The organism is Bacteroidota bacterium, assembly GCA_016711505.1.
Lineage (GTDB): Bacteria > Bacteroidota > Bacteroidia > AKYH767-A > 2013-40CM-41-45 > JADKIH01.
This window is the reverse complement of the sequence record JADJSV010000017.1, coordinates 416,164-437,276: the sequence shown is the minus strand read 5'-3', so window position 1 is coordinate 437,276 and position 21,113 is coordinate 416,164. Positions and strand designations below refer to the sequence as shown.

General features: G+C 37.8%; 18 protein-coding genes and 1 pseudogene. 12 read left to right on the top strand and 7 right to left on the bottom strand.

All coding sequences use genetic code 11. The annotated features are described in order from the left end of the window. Nucleotides 1-2 precede the first annotated feature (2 nt). Nucleotides 3-2,912, bottom strand: a complete 2,910-nt coding sequence (locus IPL24_15440) for a T9SS type A sorting domain-containing protein (GenBank protein MBK8364999.1) — start codon at nucleotides 2,910-2,912, stop codon at nucleotides 3-5. Nucleotides 2,913-2,964: 52 nt separating this feature from the next. Further along, the gene (locus tag IPL24_15435; GenBank protein MBK8364998.1) at nucleotides 2,965-3,534 is read right to left on the bottom strand and encodes a hypothetical protein; all 570 of its coding nucleotides are present in this window, start codon (nucleotides 3,532-3,534) and stop codon (nucleotides 2,965-2,967) included. Between the two features lie 74 nt (nucleotides 3,535-3,608). On the opposite strand from IPL24_15435, the gene IPL24_15430 reads away from it, so the two are divergent. The 4 genes and pseudogenes from IPL24_15430 to IPL24_15415 all read left to right on the top strand — a co-directional run bounded on the left by IPL24_15430 (nucleotide 3,609) and on the right by IPL24_15415 (nucleotide 6,901). Further along, nucleotides 3,609-4,499, top strand: a complete 891-nt coding sequence (locus tag IPL24_15430) for a helix-turn-helix domain-containing protein (GenBank protein ID MBK8364997.1) — start codon at nucleotides 3,609-3,611, stop codon at nucleotides 4,497-4,499. An 82-nt stretch (nucleotides 4,500-4,581) separates the two neighbouring features. Continuing rightward, complete coding sequence (locus IPL24_15425) at nucleotides 4,582-4,839, top strand: hypothetical protein (GenBank protein ID MBK8364996.1); 258 nt, start codon at nucleotides 4,582-4,584, stop codon at nucleotides 4,837-4,839. Nucleotides 4,840-4,921: 82 nt separating this feature from the next. Continuing rightward, entirely contained in the window at nucleotides 4,922-6,145 is a 1,224-nt protein-coding gene (locus IPL24_15420) for a T9SS type A sorting domain-containing protein (protein ID MBK8364995.1), read from the top strand. Nucleotides 6,146-6,393: 248 nt separating this feature from the next. Further along, a pseudogene (locus IPL24_15415) lies at nucleotides 6,394-6,901 on the top strand (GNAT family N-acetyltransferase). Here IPL24_15415 and IPL24_15410 read toward each other — a convergent pair. Then, nucleotides 6,869-7,075, bottom strand: coding sequence for a hypothetical protein (locus IPL24_15410; GenBank protein ID MBK8364994.1), 207 nt, complete (start codon nucleotides 7,073-7,075; stop codon nucleotides 6,869-6,871). The pseudogene IPL24_15415 and the gene IPL24_15410 sit on opposite strands and share 33 nt — an antisense overlap. Before the next feature lie 50 nt (nucleotides 7,076-7,125). Here IPL24_15410 and IPL24_15405 point away from each other — a divergent pair, with 50 nt between their 5' ends. The 4 genes from IPL24_15405 (at nucleotide 7,126) to IPL24_15390 (ending at nucleotide 13,796) form a co-directional block, all read left to right on the top strand. Next, the gene (locus IPL24_15405; GenBank protein MBK8364993.1) at nucleotides 7,126-8,013 is read left to right on the top strand and encodes a hypothetical protein; all 888 of its coding nucleotides are present in this window, start codon (nucleotides 7,126-7,128) and stop codon (nucleotides 8,011-8,013) included. Continuing rightward, nucleotides 7,941-10,046: a histidine kinase gene (locus IPL24_15400; GenBank protein ID MBK8364992.1), complete on the top strand. Its 2,106-nt coding sequence runs from the start codon at nucleotides 7,941-7,943 to the stop codon at nucleotides 10,044-10,046. The genes IPL24_15405 and IPL24_15400 overlap by 73 nt, the downstream gene beginning before the upstream one ends. Nucleotides 10,047-10,287: 241 nt before the next feature. Then, entirely contained in the window at nucleotides 10,288-11,034 is a 747-nt protein-coding gene (locus IPL24_15395) for a response regulator transcription factor (GenBank protein MBK8364991.1), read from the top strand. Nucleotides 11,035-11,210: 176 nt separating this feature from the next. Further along, nucleotides 11,211-13,796: a hypothetical protein gene (locus tag IPL24_15390; protein MBK8364990.1), complete on the top strand. Its 2,586-nt coding sequence runs from the start codon at nucleotides 11,211-11,213 to the stop codon at nucleotides 13,794-13,796. 396 nt (nucleotides 13,797-14,192) lie between these two features. On the opposite strand, the gene IPL24_15385 is transcribed toward IPL24_15390, so the two are convergent. After that, the gene (locus IPL24_15385; GenBank protein MBK8364989.1) at nucleotides 14,193-15,575 is read right to left on the bottom strand and encodes an alginate export family protein; all 1,383 of its coding nucleotides are present in this window, start codon (nucleotides 15,573-15,575) and stop codon (nucleotides 14,193-14,195) included. Between the two features lie 40 nt (nucleotides 15,576-15,615). Then, nucleotides 15,616-16,626 carry an NAD(P)/FAD-dependent oxidoreductase gene (locus IPL24_15380; protein ID MBK8364988.1) on the bottom strand — a complete coding sequence of 337 codons (1,011 nt, stop codon included), beginning with the start codon at nucleotides 16,624-16,626 and terminating at the stop codon, nucleotides 15,616-15,618. Nucleotides 16,627-17,161: 535 nt separating this feature from the next. Between IPL24_15380 and IPL24_15375 the strand changes: the two genes are divergently transcribed. From IPL24_15375 to IPL24_15360, 4 genes are all read left to right on the top strand, one after another. Next, nucleotides 17,162-17,875: a PorT family protein gene (locus IPL24_15375; protein ID MBK8364987.1), complete on the top strand. Its 714-nt coding sequence runs from the start codon at nucleotides 17,162-17,164 to the stop codon at nucleotides 17,873-17,875. Nucleotides 17,876-17,967: 92 nt separating this feature from the next. After that, a complete protein-coding gene (locus IPL24_15370; GenBank protein MBK8364986.1) occupies nucleotides 17,968-18,633 on the top strand; it encodes a DUF4386 domain-containing protein in 666 nt (221 codons plus the stop codon). A 28-nt stretch (nucleotides 18,634-18,661) separates the two neighbouring features. After that, entirely contained in the window at nucleotides 18,662-19,096 is a 435-nt protein-coding gene (locus IPL24_15365; GenBank protein ID MBK8364985.1) for a hypothetical protein, read from the top strand. Beyond that, nucleotides 19,024-19,485, top strand: a complete 462-nt coding sequence (locus IPL24_15360; protein MBK8364984.1) for a CPBP family intramembrane metalloprotease — start codon at nucleotides 19,024-19,026, stop codon at nucleotides 19,483-19,485. The genes IPL24_15365 and IPL24_15360 overlap by 73 nt, the downstream gene beginning before the upstream one ends. Nucleotides 19,486-19,567: 82 nt before the next feature. Here IPL24_15360 and IPL24_15355 read toward each other — a convergent pair whose 3' ends face one another. Continuing rightward, nucleotides 19,568-20,164 carry a short chain dehydrogenase gene (locus tag IPL24_15355; protein MBK8364983.1) on the bottom strand — a complete coding sequence of 199 codons (597 nt, stop codon included), beginning with the start codon at nucleotides 20,162-20,164 and terminating at the stop codon, nucleotides 19,568-19,570. A gap of 84 nt (nucleotides 20,165-20,248) precedes the next feature. After that, a complete protein-coding gene (locus tag IPL24_15350; protein MBK8364982.1) occupies nucleotides 20,249-21,112 on the bottom strand; it encodes a helix-turn-helix domain-containing protein in 864 nt (287 codons plus the stop codon). Between the last annotated feature and the right edge of the window lies 1 nt (nucleotide 21,113).

The following is a 21,113-nucleotide window of genomic DNA, read 5'->3' as shown; positions in this document are numbered from 1 at the left end:
AATCATCTGTTGATGATAAATTTCTTTGAAGTAAGAATTGTTCCAGTTTCATTTTTTAGTGAAACAATATATGTGCCAGGTGAAAGTTTTCTGACATCTGTTACCGGATCAAATAAATTGTAAGCAGAACTCATGAGAATTTTACCGGTCACATCAGCGATTTGAATAAAGCCAACATGCCTGTGTGGATCTGCAATCTCTAAATTTATTTTATCTGTTGCCGGATTCGGTGAAACATTTAGCAGAACAGTATTCTTCAGAACAGAATTTGGAGTACCAAGAATCAATGAATCCAGATTACAAACAGGAGCTGCAAGATCGTATTGATAAAAATGATTCCCTCGCCGTGCGCCGTAATCCAGATTCAGCAAACTGAAATAAACCTGATCGCCAATAGCAAACCCTGCGCTGAATTCATTAGAAGTATCACCGGGAATATAGATCGGCTGAATAGGGATCATCTTCATTTTTATAAGATCGATTTTATACACATAATCATATTCGAATAGGTAAACTTCATTCCCTTTAACTGTATTCAAATATGCTCTTGATGGCTCCCCGTACTTTAAAACTTTTTGTGACCACGTTCCATTCGACGGACTGTATTTGTAAAGTCCCCAGTCATTGCCTGAACCGGAAATCGGAGGATAGCCGGCGTAGAATTCATTGTTATATGTAAACATTGGCGGAACATAGCCAACACCATAAGGCCAGTTTGCATTGGTCCATGTGTCAGCGCTGAAACTATATTTGTATATATTTCCTGCTCCTGAAAAAGTATAATAACCCAATCCTGCAAAAGCAGTATCTCCTAAAGCAGTTGCTCTTGCTGTATATCTTCCGACAACCGGCCAGTCAGCTTTTGCTGTCCATGTATCAATTACCGGATCATACATCCATGTGTCATTAAGATAACACGATTGATTTACGAAACAACCGTCTGTTCCTGAGGTAATGTATCCGTTGGTGCCATCAGTAAAGCAAGCAGAACCTGTAGTATTAGATGCAGCTGCAGGCAGACTGCTTTTAACTGCCCAGGAATTTGTAGCAGGACTGTATTCATACCAATCTTTATAAGCTTCAGATAAAATTTCAACATACTTATTTCCCATACCCATATAACCTTTCCCATTTATACTAAATGAATTCATAGTATGTCTGAAATTAAGAACGCCCAATGGCATATCAGCCACTGAAATAATATTGTACACGGGATGTGCAGTTGGATAGAAAGTAAATGTATCAGTGCAGGCAACATCATTCATTACCCATTGTATTTTGTGTTCGCCACAAATTCTGAAGTCCATGTAATAATCAAATTGAGTAATTCCTGAAGCTGTCTGAATACCATCTGTCAGAAGTTGAAACGATGATTGAAGTGGAGGTAAATATAAATTGGAAGTATTAACCACACGAATTGGTATACCAATTCCGGCTTCATCTTTATCATCGGGGTAAAACATAGGAATATTAACACATGCATCTGGTTCAAATCTGGATATAATACGATCGCATCCGGAATTGTTTTTTCCAAAACAGCTATATGTATATCCATTCAATTGAAAGAAAGTTGCATTAATTCTTTGAGGAAAAGAATTGGCAATTGCAAAGCTTGAAGGTCCAGGCGTAGTTTGTCCAGAAATCAGATCATAGAAGACTGTAGAATTACGGTAAGAGAGAATAGAAGTGCCGCTGGATTTTCCATAACCGATCCAGATTTTATTTCCGACCAAAGCAGCAGAAACGCCCGAGAGGTTTTCAGGTAGAAAGTTCGTTGCAAGAACAGACCATGAATCAGTGCCAGGATCATATTGCCATAATTGTGACAATGTATTTGCATTGATCATGATCAGCCCTTTACCATTATATGTGAAGGCATGATTTGCATTATTAAGCTGCGGGTGTGAGGATAATTGCGTCCAGGTAGAAGTAGAAAAATTATATTTATATATTTCTGTTGTGGTTCCAAGACATAAATAAAGTTCGTTGTTTATAATGAAAGTCAGTGCAGAAGCTCTGGACGGACCCGGGAAATCCGGAAGTTGTGTCCACGAATCGGTTATTGGATCATACTCGTAAAACTTATTCGACTTGTACGGGAAGTTACCGGTACTACCACCAAGAATGTATCCTTTTCCATTATGTGTTATTGCATTTACAAAACTCATTGCGCTGTCAGGAAAGTCATTTAATTTAGTGATGCGTTGAGTTGCAGGATCGTACTTGTAAAAGTCCTTAAGTGCATTCAATTCAAAATCGCGACCGAATCCCATGTATGCAAAATTTCCGATAGGGAAAACGATGGCTTCCGAACGCGCACTTACTTCAGTGGGAAGAATAGTTTTAGGCGACCACATTCCCGGATTGACATAGATCGTTTTTGTAAATGTATCGGCACAAGCACCATTATCAGCAATCAATTGAATGTCTACATTGCCGAATCGGTTAGGAATAAAAGAAGTGTCGCCCGAAAGCCATCCTGCAACTAATGTGTCAACCTGCCAGTGATATGTATAAGCAAAGTTTGCAGGAGTTACGACTGATGTGTTTTGAAGTTCAGTAGTTGCACCGAAGTATGTTGAATCTACTGATGTAACTTCTGCATTTATCGTTGACGTACACCCAGTATAAAAATTCCAGATATCATTTGTGTGATTATTTGTAGATGGAATTTTTCCGCAGAGAAATTTAACTGTATCGCCAAACACCATGATCGATGCATCTTCGTGAGGAGCGCCATTATAAGAACTTGAATAATTTAACCATGTCCGGGAAGCAGGATGGTAATAGATCATGAAACCGTAAGTATATTCAAAGAGATTGTTTCCGGAAACAATAAGATTTTCAGTGGTATTGTTACCCGGGTAATTCGGAACATTTGGATAGGTATTTTCCCATTGATTGGTGATCAAATCATAAACAAGAACAAAACTGGTTCCGCTATTCCGAAAAAAAACTTTGTTGTCATAAACTGCAGCGATGCTTGTTCCACCCCCGGAAAGTATATGGTGTTAATGCAGTCCACGTTTCTCCAATGGGATCGAATTCATAAAAATTACTCGAAGGAGAAATCGAACAATTACTTCTTCCGAAAACAACATATCCTTTGTTGTTATATGTGTAAAATGCGAAACCTTCTCTATTATCCGCCGGATAGGGCGAACTTAAAGTCCATGTATTTGTTGCAATACTATATTTCCAGACATCATTCTTGCAATTACTTCCATTAAAATCGGTTCCGCAACCGATAAATATATTTCCATTCAATGCAAAGACAAATGCACCGGTTCGCCATGTTCCGGGAAACGGAGCTTTTTGTGTCCACGAATTTGCTGAATGATCATACAACCAGGTTGCATAGGAAAAGGAACCGCCTTTGTATCCCATGAACATAAAACCGGTATCGCCAACAGTAGTTGTAAGAGCCATACTTCTTCCGGAATCGGGAAAATTTAATTCCTGGGTCCATGTACCTTGGCAAATTCCTAAAAAAGGAAGGAGGATAAATGTTAAAATAAGGAGTATTATTTTCATTTCTGTATCAATTGAACGATAAATTTAGCAATGAAAAATTTAATTCAAAGGAATGAATTAATATCTTTGAAAATATGTCGATTTCAAAGAAAAACATACCCGCATTCGATTTCAATAAAAGTCTCCACAAGGATCATTTATTTGAATTCACAAAGCTGGAAGAGAGCTACAACCCTTATGATGCCAGCCATCCGCATCGCCATAATTATTTTGAAGTATTATTTTTCAATGGTTCGGGTGGAAGTCATGAGATCGATTTTCAATCGTATCCCATTGAGAAAAATTCAATTCATTTTGTATCACCCGGACAAGTGCACTTACTGAGAAGAGATCCGAAAGTTACGGGATATGTGCTTTCGTTTACTGATGATTTTTTCCTTGATCGCGCAGCAAGTTCGATGTTCATTGAAACGTTGCCGTTTTTTATAAATCCATCATCAACTCCAATTGTTCGTCTGGAAGATACAGAAAACGTAAGCGAAATTAACGACATCATTAAGCGGATTCAGAAAGAATATGCTTCAGAGCATTCAGATAAAATTCAGGTGATCGCTTCCTGGATGTCTTTGTTTTTAATTTCATGCAGGAGATTATATCTGAATCAGGTTCCTTCCGGTGAAAAGCATGGAGTGAAAAATGAAACGACAAGAAAATTCAGAAAGCTCGTGGAAGAAAAATTTGCAGAGAATAAATCTGTCAGCGAGTATGCGGCATTATTAAACATTACTCCCGGACATTTGAATGATACGATGCAAAAGGAACTCGGAAAAACGGCAAGTGAATTGATCCATGAGCGGATAATTCTCGAAGCAAAAAGACTGCTTTATCATTCAGAAAAGAGCATTAAGGAAATAGCTGCAGCCTTGAATTACGATGATCCCAGTTATTTTACGAAATTTTTCAAAACGAATACTGATTTCACTCCGGATCAGTTCAGGAAATCCATCCGCGAAAAGTACCATTGATGCCGTAAAATTGACATTGTCGGAATGAACAATATGAAATAATATTGTATTGTAAATTAATCTCAGTTAAAATTTAATTCCTATGAAAAACAAATTACTTCTAACCCTGATCACTATTTTCATTCAGATGAATGTTAATGCGCAAAGCACGCCGCTGTGGACGCAAACAATGAATACGTTGCCAGATAGTAGTTATCTTTTTCCAGTAAAAACGGAAGTGGATATTTTTGGAAATGTTGTGACGCTCTGTTATCAATCAGGCTCTTCGGAAAAGAGTATATATTTACGAAAGTTCAATACCGATGGCAATATACTCAGCTTTCTTCATTTCATCAAATGATATGAAAAACAGTTTACTTTATTTAAAGGACAAGGAGGAATAGCTGTATTTGATCTGTTTGGAAATGAACAATGGTCTGTAGGTGATTGCTCCTAATTTTATTGCAGTTGACAATGCAGGTCGTGTTGTCGCTTCCCTTGTTGCCGGCGCAACTAATCTGATCAGATATAACACGGACGGATCTGTTAATTTTACTGCAGTCACAATTGATGCTGCGCATATAGCTATCGACTACCAGAATAATATTTATCTGATAAATAATTATGGAACCTACAATCTGGTTCGGTTTGATAGTTCAGGTACTTTCAGTTGGATTAAACCGGATATTGCTGTCTGTCCACCGTTTGGTGATATCAGTGTTGAATTGATCGTTGACTGGGATCAGGATATAATTGCAATCGGCTTGAATGATTCTATGTACAAGTATAATTACAATGGTGATTTTGAATGGCAGCGTTCGATGAATGGTCTGGACAGTTACAGGATATCGTCTTCTTTATTTAGTCAGAATTACATTCTTATCGCAGGCGCAATACAAGGACCAATTGATAACAATGTAAGAGTTGCAACATTCGATGTAATGGGAAATCAGAATTGGTTTGGCGATTACAATTCGAATTCGGTTCAGGAGTTTCCTGTTGACATGGCTTTCGATGATTCCGGAATATATATTCTGGAAGACAGTATCTCAAGTGCAGATCTTATCAAGTTTGATTATCCTTTCGTAGCGGGAATGCCTGTTGATTATTCCCTGGTATGTGTAGACAGTGTCTGGTATGATACCTTAAATCCAATCTATATTAATGTAAGGATCTTCAACGGAAATTTCGCACATATGAATTATCCGTCAGTGCAGATCGTCAGTCCGCAAGGCGATACAATTTCAAATAAGATCGGCTGGGTAAATTTCTTTGCTCATATGGGTAATGGTCTTCAGACGTATCAGGATACGATCACTCAATTCGGCATAACAGATTTTTCACAGTATCATTTTCTGATGAGCGAAAGTTTCAGCGATACAACTGTAGAGATTTTCTGGTGTCTGACGAGTGATATTACTGATCCATATGAAACTCATCTTGGCATCTATCCGAATCCGACATCCGGTTCAATTCATCTGATGCAAATTCCTGATGGGGAAACTGCAACGTTGCAGATCTTTGATTCAAATGGTCGACTCTGTCAAACTACGAAGGTCACTTCCGCTAACAATGAAATCGATCTTGAGAAATTTTCGTCAGGTATATATTTCTTGAGGATGACAAGTAAGAGCAGAGTGCGGATTGGGAAAGTCATAAAGCAATAATCCTCTGCGATAAATCTGCGAGTTATGTGGAGAAAAAAAACACACAAAAATTTCCCGCAGATCTCGCAGATCACGCAGAAAATCCGCAGAGATCTCTGCGAGATCGTAAATGAAATAGATAAAAAATAATTCCGCAGGAATTTCTGCGGATTTTCTGCGTGATCTGCGTGATCTGCGGGAGAAAAAAACACAGAAAAATTTTCCCGCAGATCTCGCAGATTTGGCGCAGAATTGTTTTTCTTTGCTAAATGAATTTCACCCTTCGCCCCTGGAATACAAAAGACATAGACAGTCTGGTTAAGTACGCCAACAACATCAACATTGCGAAATTTATGACTGATAAATTTCCAAATCCTTACACAAAAGAAAATGGAGAAGCCTTCATTGCCTTCTCAACCAAAGATGATCCCATCCACATTTTTGCAATCGATGTAAATGGTGAAGCAGTCGGCGGAATTGGTTTGCATCCCAAAGAAGACATTGAAAGAATGAATGCCGAATTGGGTTACTGGCTTGCAGAACCTTTTTGGGGCAAAGGAATTATTACAAAAGCAATCAAACAGATTGTTGACTTCGGTTTCAAGACCTACGACATCACCAGAATTTTCGCCCGTCCCTTTGGAACAAACATTGCTTCACAACGCGTCTTAGAAAAATCCGGTTTTAAATTTGAATGTAAGTTTGAAAAAAACCCTTTTGAAAAATGGTGAAATGCTGGATGAGTTATACTACTCGATTAGAAGAAATGAAAAGTGAAGGTGATTCGGCCATGAAAGTTGCTTCATTTTTTTTAAACCCATTGCTACCGAACTGTGGACAATGCTGCGCAGGCTCTTTGATCCTGTGCGACCGAGCTGTGGATGTTGTTGCGCAGGATCTGTGATCCTGTGCTATCGAGCTATGGATTTTTAATCCACCGATAGAATCCATGTGTTGACTTACATCTTATTTTTCATCATATTTACGCAAAGACAATTTTTATGTCGTCAACTGCGAGGCTTGGGATTTTGTTTGTGCTTTTTTGCCTGAAATTCGCCTTGGTTACCCGGGTAGCGGCTCAGGACGCCCTTCCTTTGTTCAAGCATTTTACTACGGAAGAAGGATTATCGAGCAGCGAACTTTATTCGGTAATACAGGATAATTATGGAAACATCTGGTTGGGAACAGACAGGGGTGTGGTCAGATACGATGGATATGAATTCAAGACATTCACTACACAAGATGGCTTAACAGACAATACTGTTTTTTATCTGCATGTAGATGTCAGTGGTCGGTTGTGGATGTTCACTTATTCCGGAAGGGTATTTTATTTTCAGGATGAGAAAATAATCCCTTATCAATACAATGATTTTCTACTGAAAAATTCACAGAACAAAATTCCAAATGGTTTTTATGTCGACAGTTTGCAGGAAGTTGTTGTTTCATTCAGGGGGAAAGGAACATTTTCTATCGACAGTGGCGGAAAGTATAATTTCATCGACTCAGTAGGATTTCAGATAGATTCAAATTATTACATCAACGAATTTCCGGGGAATTACCATGTGTCGTCGATACTTGGTGTAAATGGAAACAGTACAAAAGCTTTCGTGAATCATCGTTTTGGAGAAAAGAAATGGCAGTATGAAATAGTTACGAGTGAATTCGGAAGACTTTGTTTTCGTCGCACGAGTACGGATGAAGTAATTTTTTCAATCGGCAGCTCTGCGTTTTTTGTCGATAAAAACGGTAAGGTAGAAAAGCTCTTTACATTGGCGGGAAGTATTTTTGCCTTGCTCGAAGACGACAATCAGAATTTGTGGGTAGGATCGGAGGAAGGACTTTTTACTATGACAAAGATAACTGGAGAAATTATTCAAGACTTTTTCTGAAAGGGAATATGATCTCAGCAATTTTTCAGGATAATGAAAATGGATATTGGTTCACAACACTGGAGAATGGAGTTTTCTATTTGCCGGACGATAAGATAAAAAGCATTGAGTTTTCTGATTCAATAAAGAAACCAACTAGTCTGGCAACTGATCTTACAGGCAAGCTTTATATTGGTTGCTGGACCGGTGCAATTCTTGAAATGCAGAATCAGAAAGTAAAAACGATTTACGAACAAACTGATATTGCAAAAAAATTACCGATTACAGACCTGACTGTTTTTGCGGGGGATCCTGCAATTTATGTGAGCAGGTATTATGCAGGAAGTATTATTGGAGGGAAGTATAATGTTTATAAGATCCGTAATCCGATAGGTGTAAAGACGGAATATTTCAGAAAAGAAAATGGCGACATTTATGCCGCAGGATCATCCTTTATACTTTCTATTAAATCTGATTCGATATATATCAGCGATTTGCTTTCCCAACGGGTCAATACCATTGTTGAAACAAATGATGGACGTTTACTCATAGGTTGTAATCGTGGGGTTTTTTATTATGATGAAAGAACTAAACGGGAGACGCCATATAAAAAGGAATTTGACGAAGTACGTGTCGACGACATTAAACATATCGGAAATAAATTATTGTTTGCAACAAAAGGAAAGGGAATCTTGTTCGTAGTAAACGACTCTGTAATTTCAGTTGATGAAACCAAAGGCCTTGCAAGTAATCTGGTGGGAAGAATGACAGTTTCCGGAAATGAAGTTTGGGTAGCAACAAATAAAGGAGTAAGTCATATAGAGTTCGATGATCTGAATTCCATCGCGTATAAGATCACCAATATCCATCACAGCGATGGTTTGTTGAATGATGAGATCAGTGAGATCGCTGTATTGAATGATACAGTTTACGTTGCAACCAATTCAGGAATTTCTTTTTTCTCAGCAACTGCTGATTTCACAAATACAATTTCACCAAAGATCTACATCTCATCAATTAAGATGAATACAAAGAAGATCATTGGATTTGAGAACATGATCTTCCCACACGATTCAAATAATCTGCAGATCAGTTTTAATGCAATTTCATTTAAGAGTTTTGAAAAGATAACCTACAAGTATTTGTTGATTCACGACAAAGACACCATTACTTCAACAACGATGAATCGCGAAGTTGAATTTTTATCGCTTGCTCCGGGCAATTATTATTTCAGTGTAATGGCAATGAATAAATCAGGCGTGTGGAGCGATGCTTCAGCAAATTTCAATTTTGTAATTCGTCCGGCGTGGTGGCAATCGGTCTGGTTTAAAGTTGGAATTTCACTTTTAATAACTGCAATAGTTTTCTTTTACTACAAAAGTCAGTTGAGAAAGTTACGAGAAAAGCTGGAGAATGAACAAGTGCAGGCTTCCTTGCAGTTGACTGCAATCCGTGCTCAGATGAATCCGCATTTTATTTTCAACGTCATGAATTCGATCCGGATTTATATGCAGAGTCATGATCTGAAGTCGGCAGAAAAATATCTGACTTCATTTTCGAAGTTGGTGAGATATGTTCTTGACAATTCCGATAAGCAAGTAGTATCACTTGAAGCCGAATTGAATTCACTTCGCAATTATGTTGAACTGGAAATGCAGCAATTTGAAAGCGGTTTTGAATTCAGGATAGATGTTGAAGAAGGAATAGAACTTTCCGATTATGAATTGCCGTCGTTGTTATTGCAGCCATTCGTAGAAAATTCCATCAAGCATGGTATTTCTAAGATGAAAGGTAAAGGGAAGATCGTAATTGATATCCGCAGAAAAGGGGAGAACTTATTGATAGCAATTGAAGACAACGGAATCGGTTTCGAAGAAGCAAAAGAGTGGAACATCAAAAACCGGGAGCCGCATGAATCACGGGGAACGAAGATCATTTTCCAGCGGATAGAGGCATATAACAAGCTTTTCAGGAAGAATATCAAGGCAGAATACCGCGATCTGCGCTCGGAAAATGGTACTTTAACGGGAACAAGGGTAGAAGTTGAGATTTAATTTGCAAATCTGAGGGGAATTCGGTTAGCTTTGTTAGAGTGTGATTATTTCCCGCAGAGTGCGCAGATTTCGCAGAAAATCCGCAGAAATTCCTTCGGAATATAAATTTATTACACGAAGTAGTATATTGATTAGATATAGTGCAAAAATCAAATTCGATCTCGCAGAGATCTCTGCGGATTTTCTGCGAAATCTGCGCACTCTGCGGGAAATAAAAACACACAGTAGACCACGCCCCCACATGATCTCCGCCCTCATCGTCGACGACGAAAAAAAGAACCACGAATGCCTTTCCAAATTACTGGAAGAATATTGTCCGACGGTAAAAGTCGTAGGTCAGGTTTCTTCCGTCGACGAAGCGCTCGATTTCATTTCCAAGAACAAACCGCAACTGGTTTTCCTCGATGTCGAAATGCCCAACGGCACCGGCTTCGATTTGCTTAGAAAAGTTCCGGTTATCGATTTCAAAATAATTTTCGTAACCGCACATGCACACTATGCGATCAAAGCCATTCGTTTTTCAGCAGTCGATTACATTTTAAAACCGATCGACACCGATGACTTAGTCCGCGCAGTAGAAAAAGTTTCGAATGAATTAGAAGAGAACGGTCCTTCGCAATACAATGCTTTTTTAGAAAATCTCAATACAACAACGACATACAAAATTGCCATTCCTGTAAAAGACGGCTATGCATTTTTATTACCCGAAGAAATTATTCGTCTGCATGCCGACGGAGCCTACACGCACATCCACACAGCCATTGAAAAATTTACCGGTACAAAAAACATCAAAGAGTACGAAGACCTTTTGCACGAATACGGTTTTTTCCGTTCACACAATTCGCATCTGATCAATCTTAAACATGTAAAGCGCTTCAGTCGCCTTGATGGATATTTTGTACATATGAGTGACAACTCCGTTGCAGAAATTTCAAGACGCAAGAAGGAAGAGTTTATTGGGATGATGACGAAGAAGGCGATTTCCTGAAAATAATTTATTTCATGTAATCGAACTGCGGGTAAAATTTAGCCGCAATTTATTTCCTGCTGATTTTCGCAGATATATACGCCGATATTTTGTCCAATATCCATTTTGATATTTAAACAACAACCACTAAATTGCGTCTGCATAACCATAATTTTTTTAAATTTAAATTCTCATATATGAAAAAAAAATACCTTGTATTATTCGTTGCATTTTTACTTACATACACAAGCAACGCTCAGTTTGGTGCTATCGATTACAGCTTTGGAAGACCGTCTCCGCAATTGGGCGATTCATCCAGGTTCAATGGTGCCGGAATAAATGTTCTTTTGCTCCAACCGGATCAGAAGATCCTCGTCGGAGGTCCATTTACTACTTATAATAGCGTGAGTCGCCCGAGACTTGTGCGGTTATTGAACAACGGTGATCTGGATCCGGCTTTTCAAACTTCATCCGGATTCAGCAGTGGAGAAGTCCAGTCTCTCGCAGTGCAGAACGACGGTAAAATAATTGTCGGCGGAACTTTTCCATCCTTTAACGGTCAGCCACGGAGTGGGATTGTCCGGCTTGACAGCACAGGAGCATTGGATCTTGGTTTTACGGTTGGGACAGGTTTCAACAATGGCAGTAATGTGTATGCAATTTGTCTTCAACCTGACGGAAAGATTTTAGTCGGCGGATCTTTCAATACTTATGATGGAACTCCGGCCGGAAGAATAGTACGATTGAACACGGATGGATCATTGGATACAACATTTATTTCCGGTGTTGGATTTGATAATTCAGCACGATCGATAAATTTTGATAATGTTACAAATTCCATTTATGTAGGTGGAAATTTCAGTGAGTACGATAATAATACTGCTGCCAACCGACTTGTACGTTTATCTATCAATGGAATTCTTGATCCTACTTACGATGTTGGAAACGGTTTCAGCAATACTGTGTATAGAACACTGCTTGATAATTCAGGGAAGCTGATTGTTGCCGGTGCATTTACTTCTTACGACGGACAAACTCTTAGAAGAATTTGCAGGTTGATGTCTGATGGTTCAGTTGATACATCTTTTCTTTCCGGGAACGGATTTGACAATATTGTTTATGATCTGCATTTTGATGCTAATAATAATCTGTTGGCAGCAGGAGATTTTGCGATTTATGATACAGATACCATCGGAAGACTTTGCAGGATATTACCGGACGGAAGACTGGATCATTCATTTTACACATCATCGATATCAACGTATAATTATACAGTTGATGAAATTCAGTCGCTCGATGTTCAGGTTGACGGTTCCATTTTAATTGGTGGAGCATTTATTGAGTATAACAATACGTTGAGAAATAAAATTGCGCGTGTAAAACCGGACGGATGGCTGGAAACATCGTTTACAACTTCATGGGGAGTTTCAAATTCTCACTACATCCGTGACATAAAACTCCAGCCGGATCATAAAATACTGCTTGCTCTTGATGGAAATGCAATTCGTTATAATGGAACAGCGGCGCCTGGAATTGTACGGTTGCTGACGAATGGTGATATAGATACGAGTTTTCATACTCCTATAGGTTTTAAAACGAACTCTACTTTTACAGTTAAGATCAGTTGTATTGTATTGGATACAATCAATCAGAAAATTTATGTCGGCGGAGATGGCACCGGTTTTACCACTTATGACAATGTTGCCAGAAAAAATCTTGTGAGATTAAACTGGGATGGTTCCATTGATCCAAATTTTAATATCGGAACAGGTTTTAATAATGGCGTTAAAAAAATATTGTTGCAACCTGATGGTAAAATAATTGTGGTCGGCAACTTTACAACTTTCGACGGAGCAGCGTTTAACAGGATCATACGACTGGATACGTTAGGTATCCCGGATCTAAGTTTTATTTCTCCTTCCGCTACAAATGGTTTTAATGCGGAAGCAAACTCTGTTGTGCTTGTACCGGGCGGAAGTGGAGATATGATTATTGGTGGTAATTTTACTACGTATAATGGTGTTGCATGTGAACCGCTTCTCAGATTGCATTCCGATGGTACAGTAGAAAACTCATTCACTCCCCTGGGAATTGTCGGAATAAATGATTTAAAATTCCAGACAAATGGAAAAATTATTGCCTGCGGAGCAATGAGTCAAAGAATTATCAGACTTGAAACGGATGGTTCAGTTGATTCATCCTTCATCAACAATATCGGTACCGGAGCTGATCAGAAGGTAAACGAAACAGAGATTCAGGGAAACGGAAGAATAATTCTGACCGGAACTTTTTCTTCCTTTGACGGAACGTTAGCAAATGGAATTATAAGACTGAATTCAGACGGAACAACAGATAATACATTTAATACAGGTTTTGGAATTTCTGACGGCTATCTTACTTTTAATCCCGGAGGTCACGCAATCGAATTACAAGGGTATGATGACAAGATGCTGATCGGCGGCGATTACCGGACCTACGATAGTATTCATGTAAATGGTCTGGTACGTCTGGAAGGTGGTCCGTTTACAGAGGTCATATCTCTTGCATCGCAACAATCTTCGGCATGGATTTATCCGAATCCATCATCAGGCAGAATTACAGTAAAGATGGATATTGATTACGATTCCGTTCGCGCAGCTATATTTGCTATCGATGGCAGATTAATTCAGGAGAGAGTTTTTATAGGTGAGAATTTATTTGATATCGAAATTGATTCTGCTAGCGGGGTTTATTTTTTTGCAACTAAAAACCAAAAGTGGAACTTCAATTATGAAAATAATTAAAAACTGATTGTGGAAGAAGTTGTCGCAGATTAGTTTTCACCAGCGACAAAACTTAAAGATTAACACCAATTTTATTTTGATCAATTATTACAAAAAGATGCAGGCTTTATGGTTTGCATCTTTTTTACTTATTTTTATTAAGAACTTTCATTTGCACTCATAATCTAAAAGGAATTCTAAATGAATGTATGATTTTTTGCAGGTAGTTACCCCGGCCGGAATGTTGCTTGAGACCATACTGATATGATTGTGCATTGGGATTAGACTGTTGATATCACTTCAACATTTACAATAGAACCATGCAGAAGGAGCATGTCTTAAAATCAAAAACATCTATTTACACGGCCCTAATGAGCCGTGCAATTAGATGTTTTCATTCAACAAAGTAATTCGAAATCAGAATTTGAAGGTAGATTTAAATGAAACGTATGTCAGATCTTTACCTTTTCCGGTTTCCTTAAGAAAACCTCCAACATTGAAATAGGATGCATCAAAGGAGAGTGAGAAGTTTTCAGAATGCTGATAGGACGTTTCTAATACAAAGAAAGTTCCCATATACATCGAGTTTGAATTGGATGAGGTTTCAGGTTGAGGTCTTACCATTATCATAGATGGAGAATATAAACCATCCTGATCACTATTTATTTGTAAGAAGAAAACTTGTGTCAGTATATTGAGTTTTGGAACCGGATTTATTTTAATGTAAGGATATATGCTGATCATGTTAGCAGAGCCTAATGGAATAGCCAAACCATATGCAGGCTTTGCATACAATAAATTGTATGTATTTAATTTATTGTCAGAACTATTTTTGTCGCCCGAACTGATATTTGCAGCCAAGCCAATTCTGGCTTTCATTTTTTGCAGGATTGTTATATTGACATCGGCAAATACATTATAAGCATCAATCGAAAGCGAATTGAATTGGCCTGTTTGATACGTTCCTTCTATTTCGAAATTAAATTGCTTCAAATCGGAAAATAACCGAAACCCAACTGTTTGTCTGTTCTCTGGACCAGAGTTGTGATTGTATTTCCTTTGTTCTGATTGGAAATTTAATCCATAAAAATCCAATCCGATACTTTTTTCAGTTAAAAACAAGTTGCTGTAAAATCCAAAGGACCTTTCTTTTCCAAACTCATCATCAAAAATGAATTTTTTGGAAATTGTTTTGGACAAAGCAAAGAAATCTATTGTGCCATTTTTGAAAACTTTTTTTACAACCATTCCATCGAAAGTTTGCCGGGTATTCGGGCCCTCCCTTACTGTGAATATCCTGTGCTTTCCGTAAAAGACCTCTTGTCTGCCTATTCTGATTTTCCATTTGTCAAACAGGAATTCAGAAAAAGCCTGATGTAAGCTCAGATGATTCACATCTATTTCGGGAGACGGTGGATTCACATTCATGAACTGAAGAGTATTGTTCATTTGAATAAAAAAGCGAAAATGATTTCCTGATTCTATGTTAGCGTGAAGCATCAAACGATGATTAAGCTGGTGGGCATTAATGCTTGAAAATTTCGGAGGCAGATCTCCGAAATTAATGTTATGGTACAATTGGAGTTGTTCTCTGATTTCTCCGCCAAATGAAATGAAGTTATTTTCGCTGAACTCGATATATTTAAAACGATTAAAACCTTTTTTCAGGCTATCATCCTTGATGAAGGTAAAGTTGTCGTTATACCTCAGAAGGCCAATAGCGGACTGAGCATTAGTATAATTTACAATGCTTATAAAAGCAATTGTAAATCTGTAAATTGTGGCATCAAGATTTTTCATTTCACATTATTTTTCATCAGAGTGCTTTCTATTCTTTCAATTAGAATTCTTCAATGATCATTTTCTTGCTGAGGGTCATTCCGGCATGCGTACCCATAGCAACTGCGTTTGCGACAGTTCTTGTTTTGGTAGCGTTATCACCAATTGCAAAGACATCCTTAATCGTTGTTTCATGGAATTGATCTGTTTTAATGTAACCTTCATCTGTTAATTCGCATCCTAATGCTTCAGGAATTTTGCAATGTTGCTCGAAAGGGGAGGGTGCATAGATTGCGTCAATGGGCAATACAGAACCGTCCTTGAATAAAATCCTATTTACATAACCATTGCTGTGATCAAGTCGGTCGATTTTATTCTCAATTATTTTAATATGATGTGTATGAAGTTTATTTTTCTGATCGGTTGTGAATGAAGAGTCGCCATTGGTAAAAATGGTAAGATCATTTGTCCAATTCGAAATGAGTTTCGCAAACTCGAAGCCTGTAACTCCGTTTCCAAAAATTCCCGTTCTTTTATTTCGGATCTCGTAACCATGACAATAGGGGCAATGCAGGACTGAAATACCCCAGCATTCTGAAAAACCCTTTATCGGAGGTAATGTATCTTTAATACCAGTAGCGAAAATCAATTTCTTTGTTTCAAAATTTTCACCACCGGCAACATGAATTTTAAATCCATTCAATGTTCTTTCAGCATTGATTGCAGTATCGTTTAGAAAAGAGACAGAATCATAATTACTCACTTGCCGTTTAGCAAGTGTGGCTATTTCAGCAGGCGTTTTACCGTCATTCGTTAGAAAATTATGTGAATGTGGCGTTTGGCGATTGCTTGGATTACCATTGTCGATGATCAATGTTTTTATTAAAGCTCTTCCAAGAGACATTGCCGCTGCTAAACCTGCATAGCTTCCGCCTATTATTATTACATCAAAATATTTGTTATTAGTCATTGAATTGTATTTTAAATTTGGTGATGGGGAATATGGCAACAGAGAAAATGCAACAGCTTTTCCTCCTAATTGAATAAATTCTCTTCTGGACAAAGAAGCCATGGGACATTAATATTAATTAATTTGAAATTTTATTTTTCGTATTTATTATTCTTAAGAACGATTCCACCAAAGGAACTCCTACAAACATTACCCATGGGACTAAAGCGATTGTAAGTACAAACGTTCTTTGATATAAGGGTAGTGCCGATAATGACCGGCCAAACAGAAAAAGAAATAATGTAATGGACGGATATATTACAATCCAAATTTTGAGTGAGGCAATCAGTTTCATTTTTGTTTTCATGGTAATTAATTTAGATCAATAACGATTATTTATTTTGTTGTAAAAGTAATTCCTGTGTGATGCTTTGAGGTAGGACAAACGTGCAGAAGAATAGTATATAATTGAAAATTACCCGGTGATTGCCTTTTTTCTTTTTTAATTACAAGCACAGTCGATGTTAGAAATTGATGTAAAAAAGAATCTTTTATAAAAACTTCAATTTTTTACAATTCAACTTTACAATTGTCCTGTCGCAAGGTTTATCCTGCAAATACTTTTGCATCATAAATAACCCCTAAAAAACAAAAACAAATGAAAACAATTAAAACAGCAGTAGTATTAGGATTAATTTTCCTTAGCACATCAACATTTGGACAATCAGACACAACGATTTCCGAAAAAAATCAAAACAAAAAAAGATCAGCGCAAACTCATTTAGATGTCATGGTACAAATGACATCTTCTAATTTGAATTATGGGAGCGCTGAAAGTAGTCTGTCCGACTATAAAAAATCCATTCGAGGACTTCAAGCCGGATTTTCATTTCAAGCAGGTGTGACTCCGGCTTTCTCTGTAGTATCTGAATTGTATTACATGAGAAAGGGTGGATCATTAAAGGCAAATAATCCTTTGAACGTAGGCGAATCGACGATCAAGATCAACTCCATTGAACTACCGATGATGGCGCGTTTACATGTAGGAAAACTTTATTTAAACGCCGGTCCTTCTATTGCTTACAATTTCAGTGGAAGCAGAAAATTCAGTGATGAAACATCACAACTCAACTTCTCCAATTCGATTGACGGTTTCAAAAGATGGGATGCAAGTATACAAGTTGGCGGAGGATTTTCTATACCAACGAAAAAGAAAACCATTACACTAGATGTAAGATATGTACATGGCTTATCAGACATAGCCAATGCCGGCGAAATTAAAACAAGATCCGTAATGGTAAGTGTACGTGTTTCTAAACCTTGGAAAACAAATCCATTTGCGAAAAAGCAATTTAAGCAAGGAGTCAATTAATCGTACTATATATTTTAACTGAAATATAAAAACACATGCATACTGCAAAAACCATCGACCTGGGCTTAGAAGCTGCATCGAAATTAAAACCTATGAGTTCATTGAGAAAGACATCTTTCTTTGCCGGACTTATTTATATTCTCACATTTATTTCTATACCGACACTAAGTTTGTATCAACCCATTCACGATCCGAATTACGTTCTTGGGGCGGGACCAGACAAACCTATTATTATCGGTGGACTACTTGAAATTATTGTTGCTCTTTCCGGAATTGCAACCGCTATAATATTGTATCCTGTTTTAAAACGCCAGGGCGAGCGAATGGCTTTAGGCCTTGTCGCAGCAAGAGTGCTGGAAGCAAGTACAATCTTTTTGGGGGTCGCTTTCTTACTCTCGGCCGTAACCCTGAGGCAAGAAAGTGTAGGTCCGGATGCTTTGTTAACCAGTCGTACACTCGTTATTTTGTATGATCGCATCTTTACACTCGGACAATCGTTCATTCCTGCAATAGATGACCTGCTCCTGGGAATTTTACTGTATAAATCGCGCTTAGTACCACGTGCACTTTCCCTTATCGGAATTATCGGCGCTTTCCCTCTGATAGCAGGTTTCCTGGGAGTACTGTTCGGTTATATTGAGTTTCGTTCAGAATTATCAATGATATCTGCAATAATGGTTGCTATCTTCGAATTTTCTTTAGGTATTTACCTGGTGGTTCGTGGCTTCAAGCCGTCAGCAATCACAGCCGGGATGTGAATTCAAAAAGAAATATTCCACAACATCAATGAGAAAAATATTTCTTAACAGATCAGGCAAGATGAGGAGTATCTGGTGGGTACCGGTATTCTTCACCTTGCTTGCTTTATTTTTGTTTCCGATAATATTAGTTGCGCAAAAGCAATCTGTTCCTGTTCCTGTATTTATACAGGCATTACTTATTTTACTTGTAACAGTTATCTGTCAGTTTTTAAGAAATGAAGAGGTAACTGAAATTACCGGAAAGATCAATTTCACTTTATTAAATCAATTTCAGAAAGGAATCATTGCAGGTGCGATCTTAATGATTGCACCTGCTTTGTTATTGACAATTTCAGGAATGGTAAACTGGAAGTTAAATAGTTTTTATTTTCAACTGTTGTATATGGAATTTCTGCAGCATTTATTATTGCTTTCGCTGAAGAGTTTTTATTTCGCGGATTTATTTTTAAGAGACTTATAGAATCCATCGGTGTATGGCCGGCGCAAATTATTATTTCAGGGTTATTTCTTTTAACCCATCTTAATAATCCGGGCATGGCTGAATCAGTTAAGTGGGTTGCTTCCCTGAATATATTTTTAGCATCGATGTTATTCGGTTTGACATATATTCGAACAAAGAGTCTGGCATTTCCGATAGGATTACATTTTATGGCGAACTTGACACAGGGAACGCTCCTTGGATTTGGTGTCAGCGGAAATCGTGAAGAGAGTTTAATGAAACCAGAATTTTTGCAAGCATCGGATCTTTTTACAGGTGGCATGTTTGGTTTGGAAGCAAGTCTATTTGGGCTTGCGACTTTACTAATTATGATCGTACTGTTTTATATTTATTTGCCTGATCAGAATTAATTTCAGTTAAACGTAAATAAAATAATTAAGCCCGGATGAGTAGTCCGGGCTTAATTATTTGCAACGAAAGAAAATCGATTCTTTAGTAAGGCTTAATGATCTGTCCTGTGTTAGCGCCAAATAAAGATTTGCGGAAACCATATTCCAGTTGAAGCATTGTAACCGGGATATCGCCGGGAAAGAAAGGAAAATACTGAGGGGAGTTTTCAATTACTGTAGGACTTACTGCATTGATACGTATTCCATTTTCCAGTTCAATGGCAGCAGCTCTTACAAAACCTTCCACAGCACCATTAGCAGCAGATGCATTGGCAAAATTCTTTTGTGGCTCATGTGTCAGAGCACCTGTGATCAATGTAAATGAGCCTTTTGGTTTAATGTAATTCTGCCCGATCAAAACAAGATTGATCTGTCCCATCATTTTCCCTTCAACACCTTTCCTGAATTCCTTGTCTGTAAGTTTCGCCCAGGGGCCGACAAAAGTCGGACCTGCTGTTGAAATAAGAGCATCAAATGCTCCGATCTGTTTGTACATGTTGTCAATTGATTCCGGGGAAGTGATATCCACCTTCACCTCGCAACCGTCAGTTGCAGCGGTAACAACTTCATGTTCTTTGGCAAATGCATTTGTCAGATGCTTACCCATAGTGCCTGATGCACCAACGATGATAATTTTCATTTGTATAATTTTTATTTTTTAATTACACAAAAGTAAATCCACCGTAAGCGTTATATATAGGACTAAGGTGTAGTAGTGCAGGACTTATTTAAAATTATTTCTGAATTCCTGAGGTGACTGACCCGTGTGTTTCTTAAAGAACCGGATAAAATAAGAAGGGTCTTCAAAGCCGAGTTGATCAGCTATATCTTTTATCTGATTGGGTGTTGCTAAAAGATATCTTTTCGTTTCAAGTAAAATATGTTCATTGATCATTTCTGAAGCTGTTTTTCCTATTGAAGATTTTGTTATTTCATTCAATTGATAAGGAGAGAGGTTCATCATGTCCGTATAGTTAGCAACTTGTTTGTTAGTTGCAATGTGCTTCTCAAGTAATTCCAAAAACTCCTCAAACCGTTCCTGGGAATATGAATTGGCGGGTAAGGTAGATTCTTTTGGGTTTGAACTTTCACGCATAAATTCAATAAAAAAGATATCGAGACTGGATTTAATGATGTATTCAAAACCTTCTTCCCGTGCATTAAATTCTTCCAGCATAGAATTCAGAAGGACCTGAAGTTTATTAAACCGATTAACTTCAAGTTTACAATAATTTTTCGTGCTGACTTTCCTTAGTCTTAAACGTGATGATTTTTCTTTAGGGTGATAAAATTCAGAATTAAATTCCACAAGAAATCCCTTACTACCGGCATTTAATTCAAGTTGGTGTACTTGTCCGGGTCGTAAAAAAAAGGCAGTGTTATCCGCCACCTTAAAAGGTGTGAAATCGATTTCGTGATTTCCTTCGCCTTTTTCAATAACGAGAATAAAAAAGAAGTCATGTCTGTGCAGATCGTGAACCAGATTTTTGTCACCTACAATTTCTTCTACTCTTCGAATTTTAAATTGTTCTGAAACAGACAATTCCTGCAATGCAGAGCCAAGTTGTCTTATCGGTATTTTTTTCAAA

Coding starts and splice junctions, on each gene's coding strand:
- IPL24_15390 (MBK8364990.1), top strand. CDS start 11,211: ATGAAAAAAAAATACCTTGTATTATTCGTTGCATTTTTACTTACATAC.
- IPL24_15355 (MBK8364983.1), bottom strand. CDS start 20,164: ATGAAAATTATCATCGTTGGTGCATCAGGCACTATGGGTAAGCATCTG.
- IPL24_15375 (MBK8364987.1), top strand. CDS start 17,162: ATGAAAACAATTAAAACAGCAGTAGTATTAGGATTAATTTTCCTTAGC.
- IPL24_15370 (MBK8364986.1), top strand. CDS start 17,968: ATGAGTTCATTGAGAAAGACATCTTTCTTTGCCGGACTTATTTATATT.
- IPL24_15435 (MBK8364998.1), bottom strand. CDS start 3,534: ATGAAAATAATACTCCTTATTTTAACATTTATCCTCCTTCCTTTTTTA.
- IPL24_15425 (MBK8364996.1), top strand. CDS start 4,582: ATGAAAAACAAATTACTTCTAACCCTGATCACTATTTTCATTCAGATG.
- IPL24_15405 (MBK8364993.1), top strand. CDS start 7,126: ATGTCGTCAACTGCGAGGCTTGGGATTTTGTTTGTGCTTTTTTGCCTG.
- IPL24_15430 (MBK8364997.1), top strand. CDS start 3,609: ATGTCGATTTCAAAGAAAAACATACCCGCATTCGATTTCAATAAAAGT.
- IPL24_15395 (MBK8364991.1), top strand. CDS start 10,288: ATGATCTCCGCCCTCATCGTCGACGACGAAAAAAAGAACCACGAATGC.
- IPL24_15365 (MBK8364985.1), top strand. CDS start 18,662: ATGAGAAAAATATTTCTTAACAGATCAGGCAAGATGAGGAGTATCTGG.
- IPL24_15410 (MBK8364994.1), bottom strand. CDS start 7,075: ATGGATTCTATCGGTGGATTAAAAATCCATAGCTCGATAGCACAGGAT.
- IPL24_15380 (MBK8364988.1), bottom strand. CDS start 16,626: ATGGCTTCTTTGTCCAGAAGAGAATTTATTCAATTAGGAGGAAAAGCT.
- IPL24_15385 (MBK8364989.1), bottom strand. CDS start 15,575: ATGAAAAATCTTGATGCCACAATTTACAGATTTACAATTGCTTTTATA.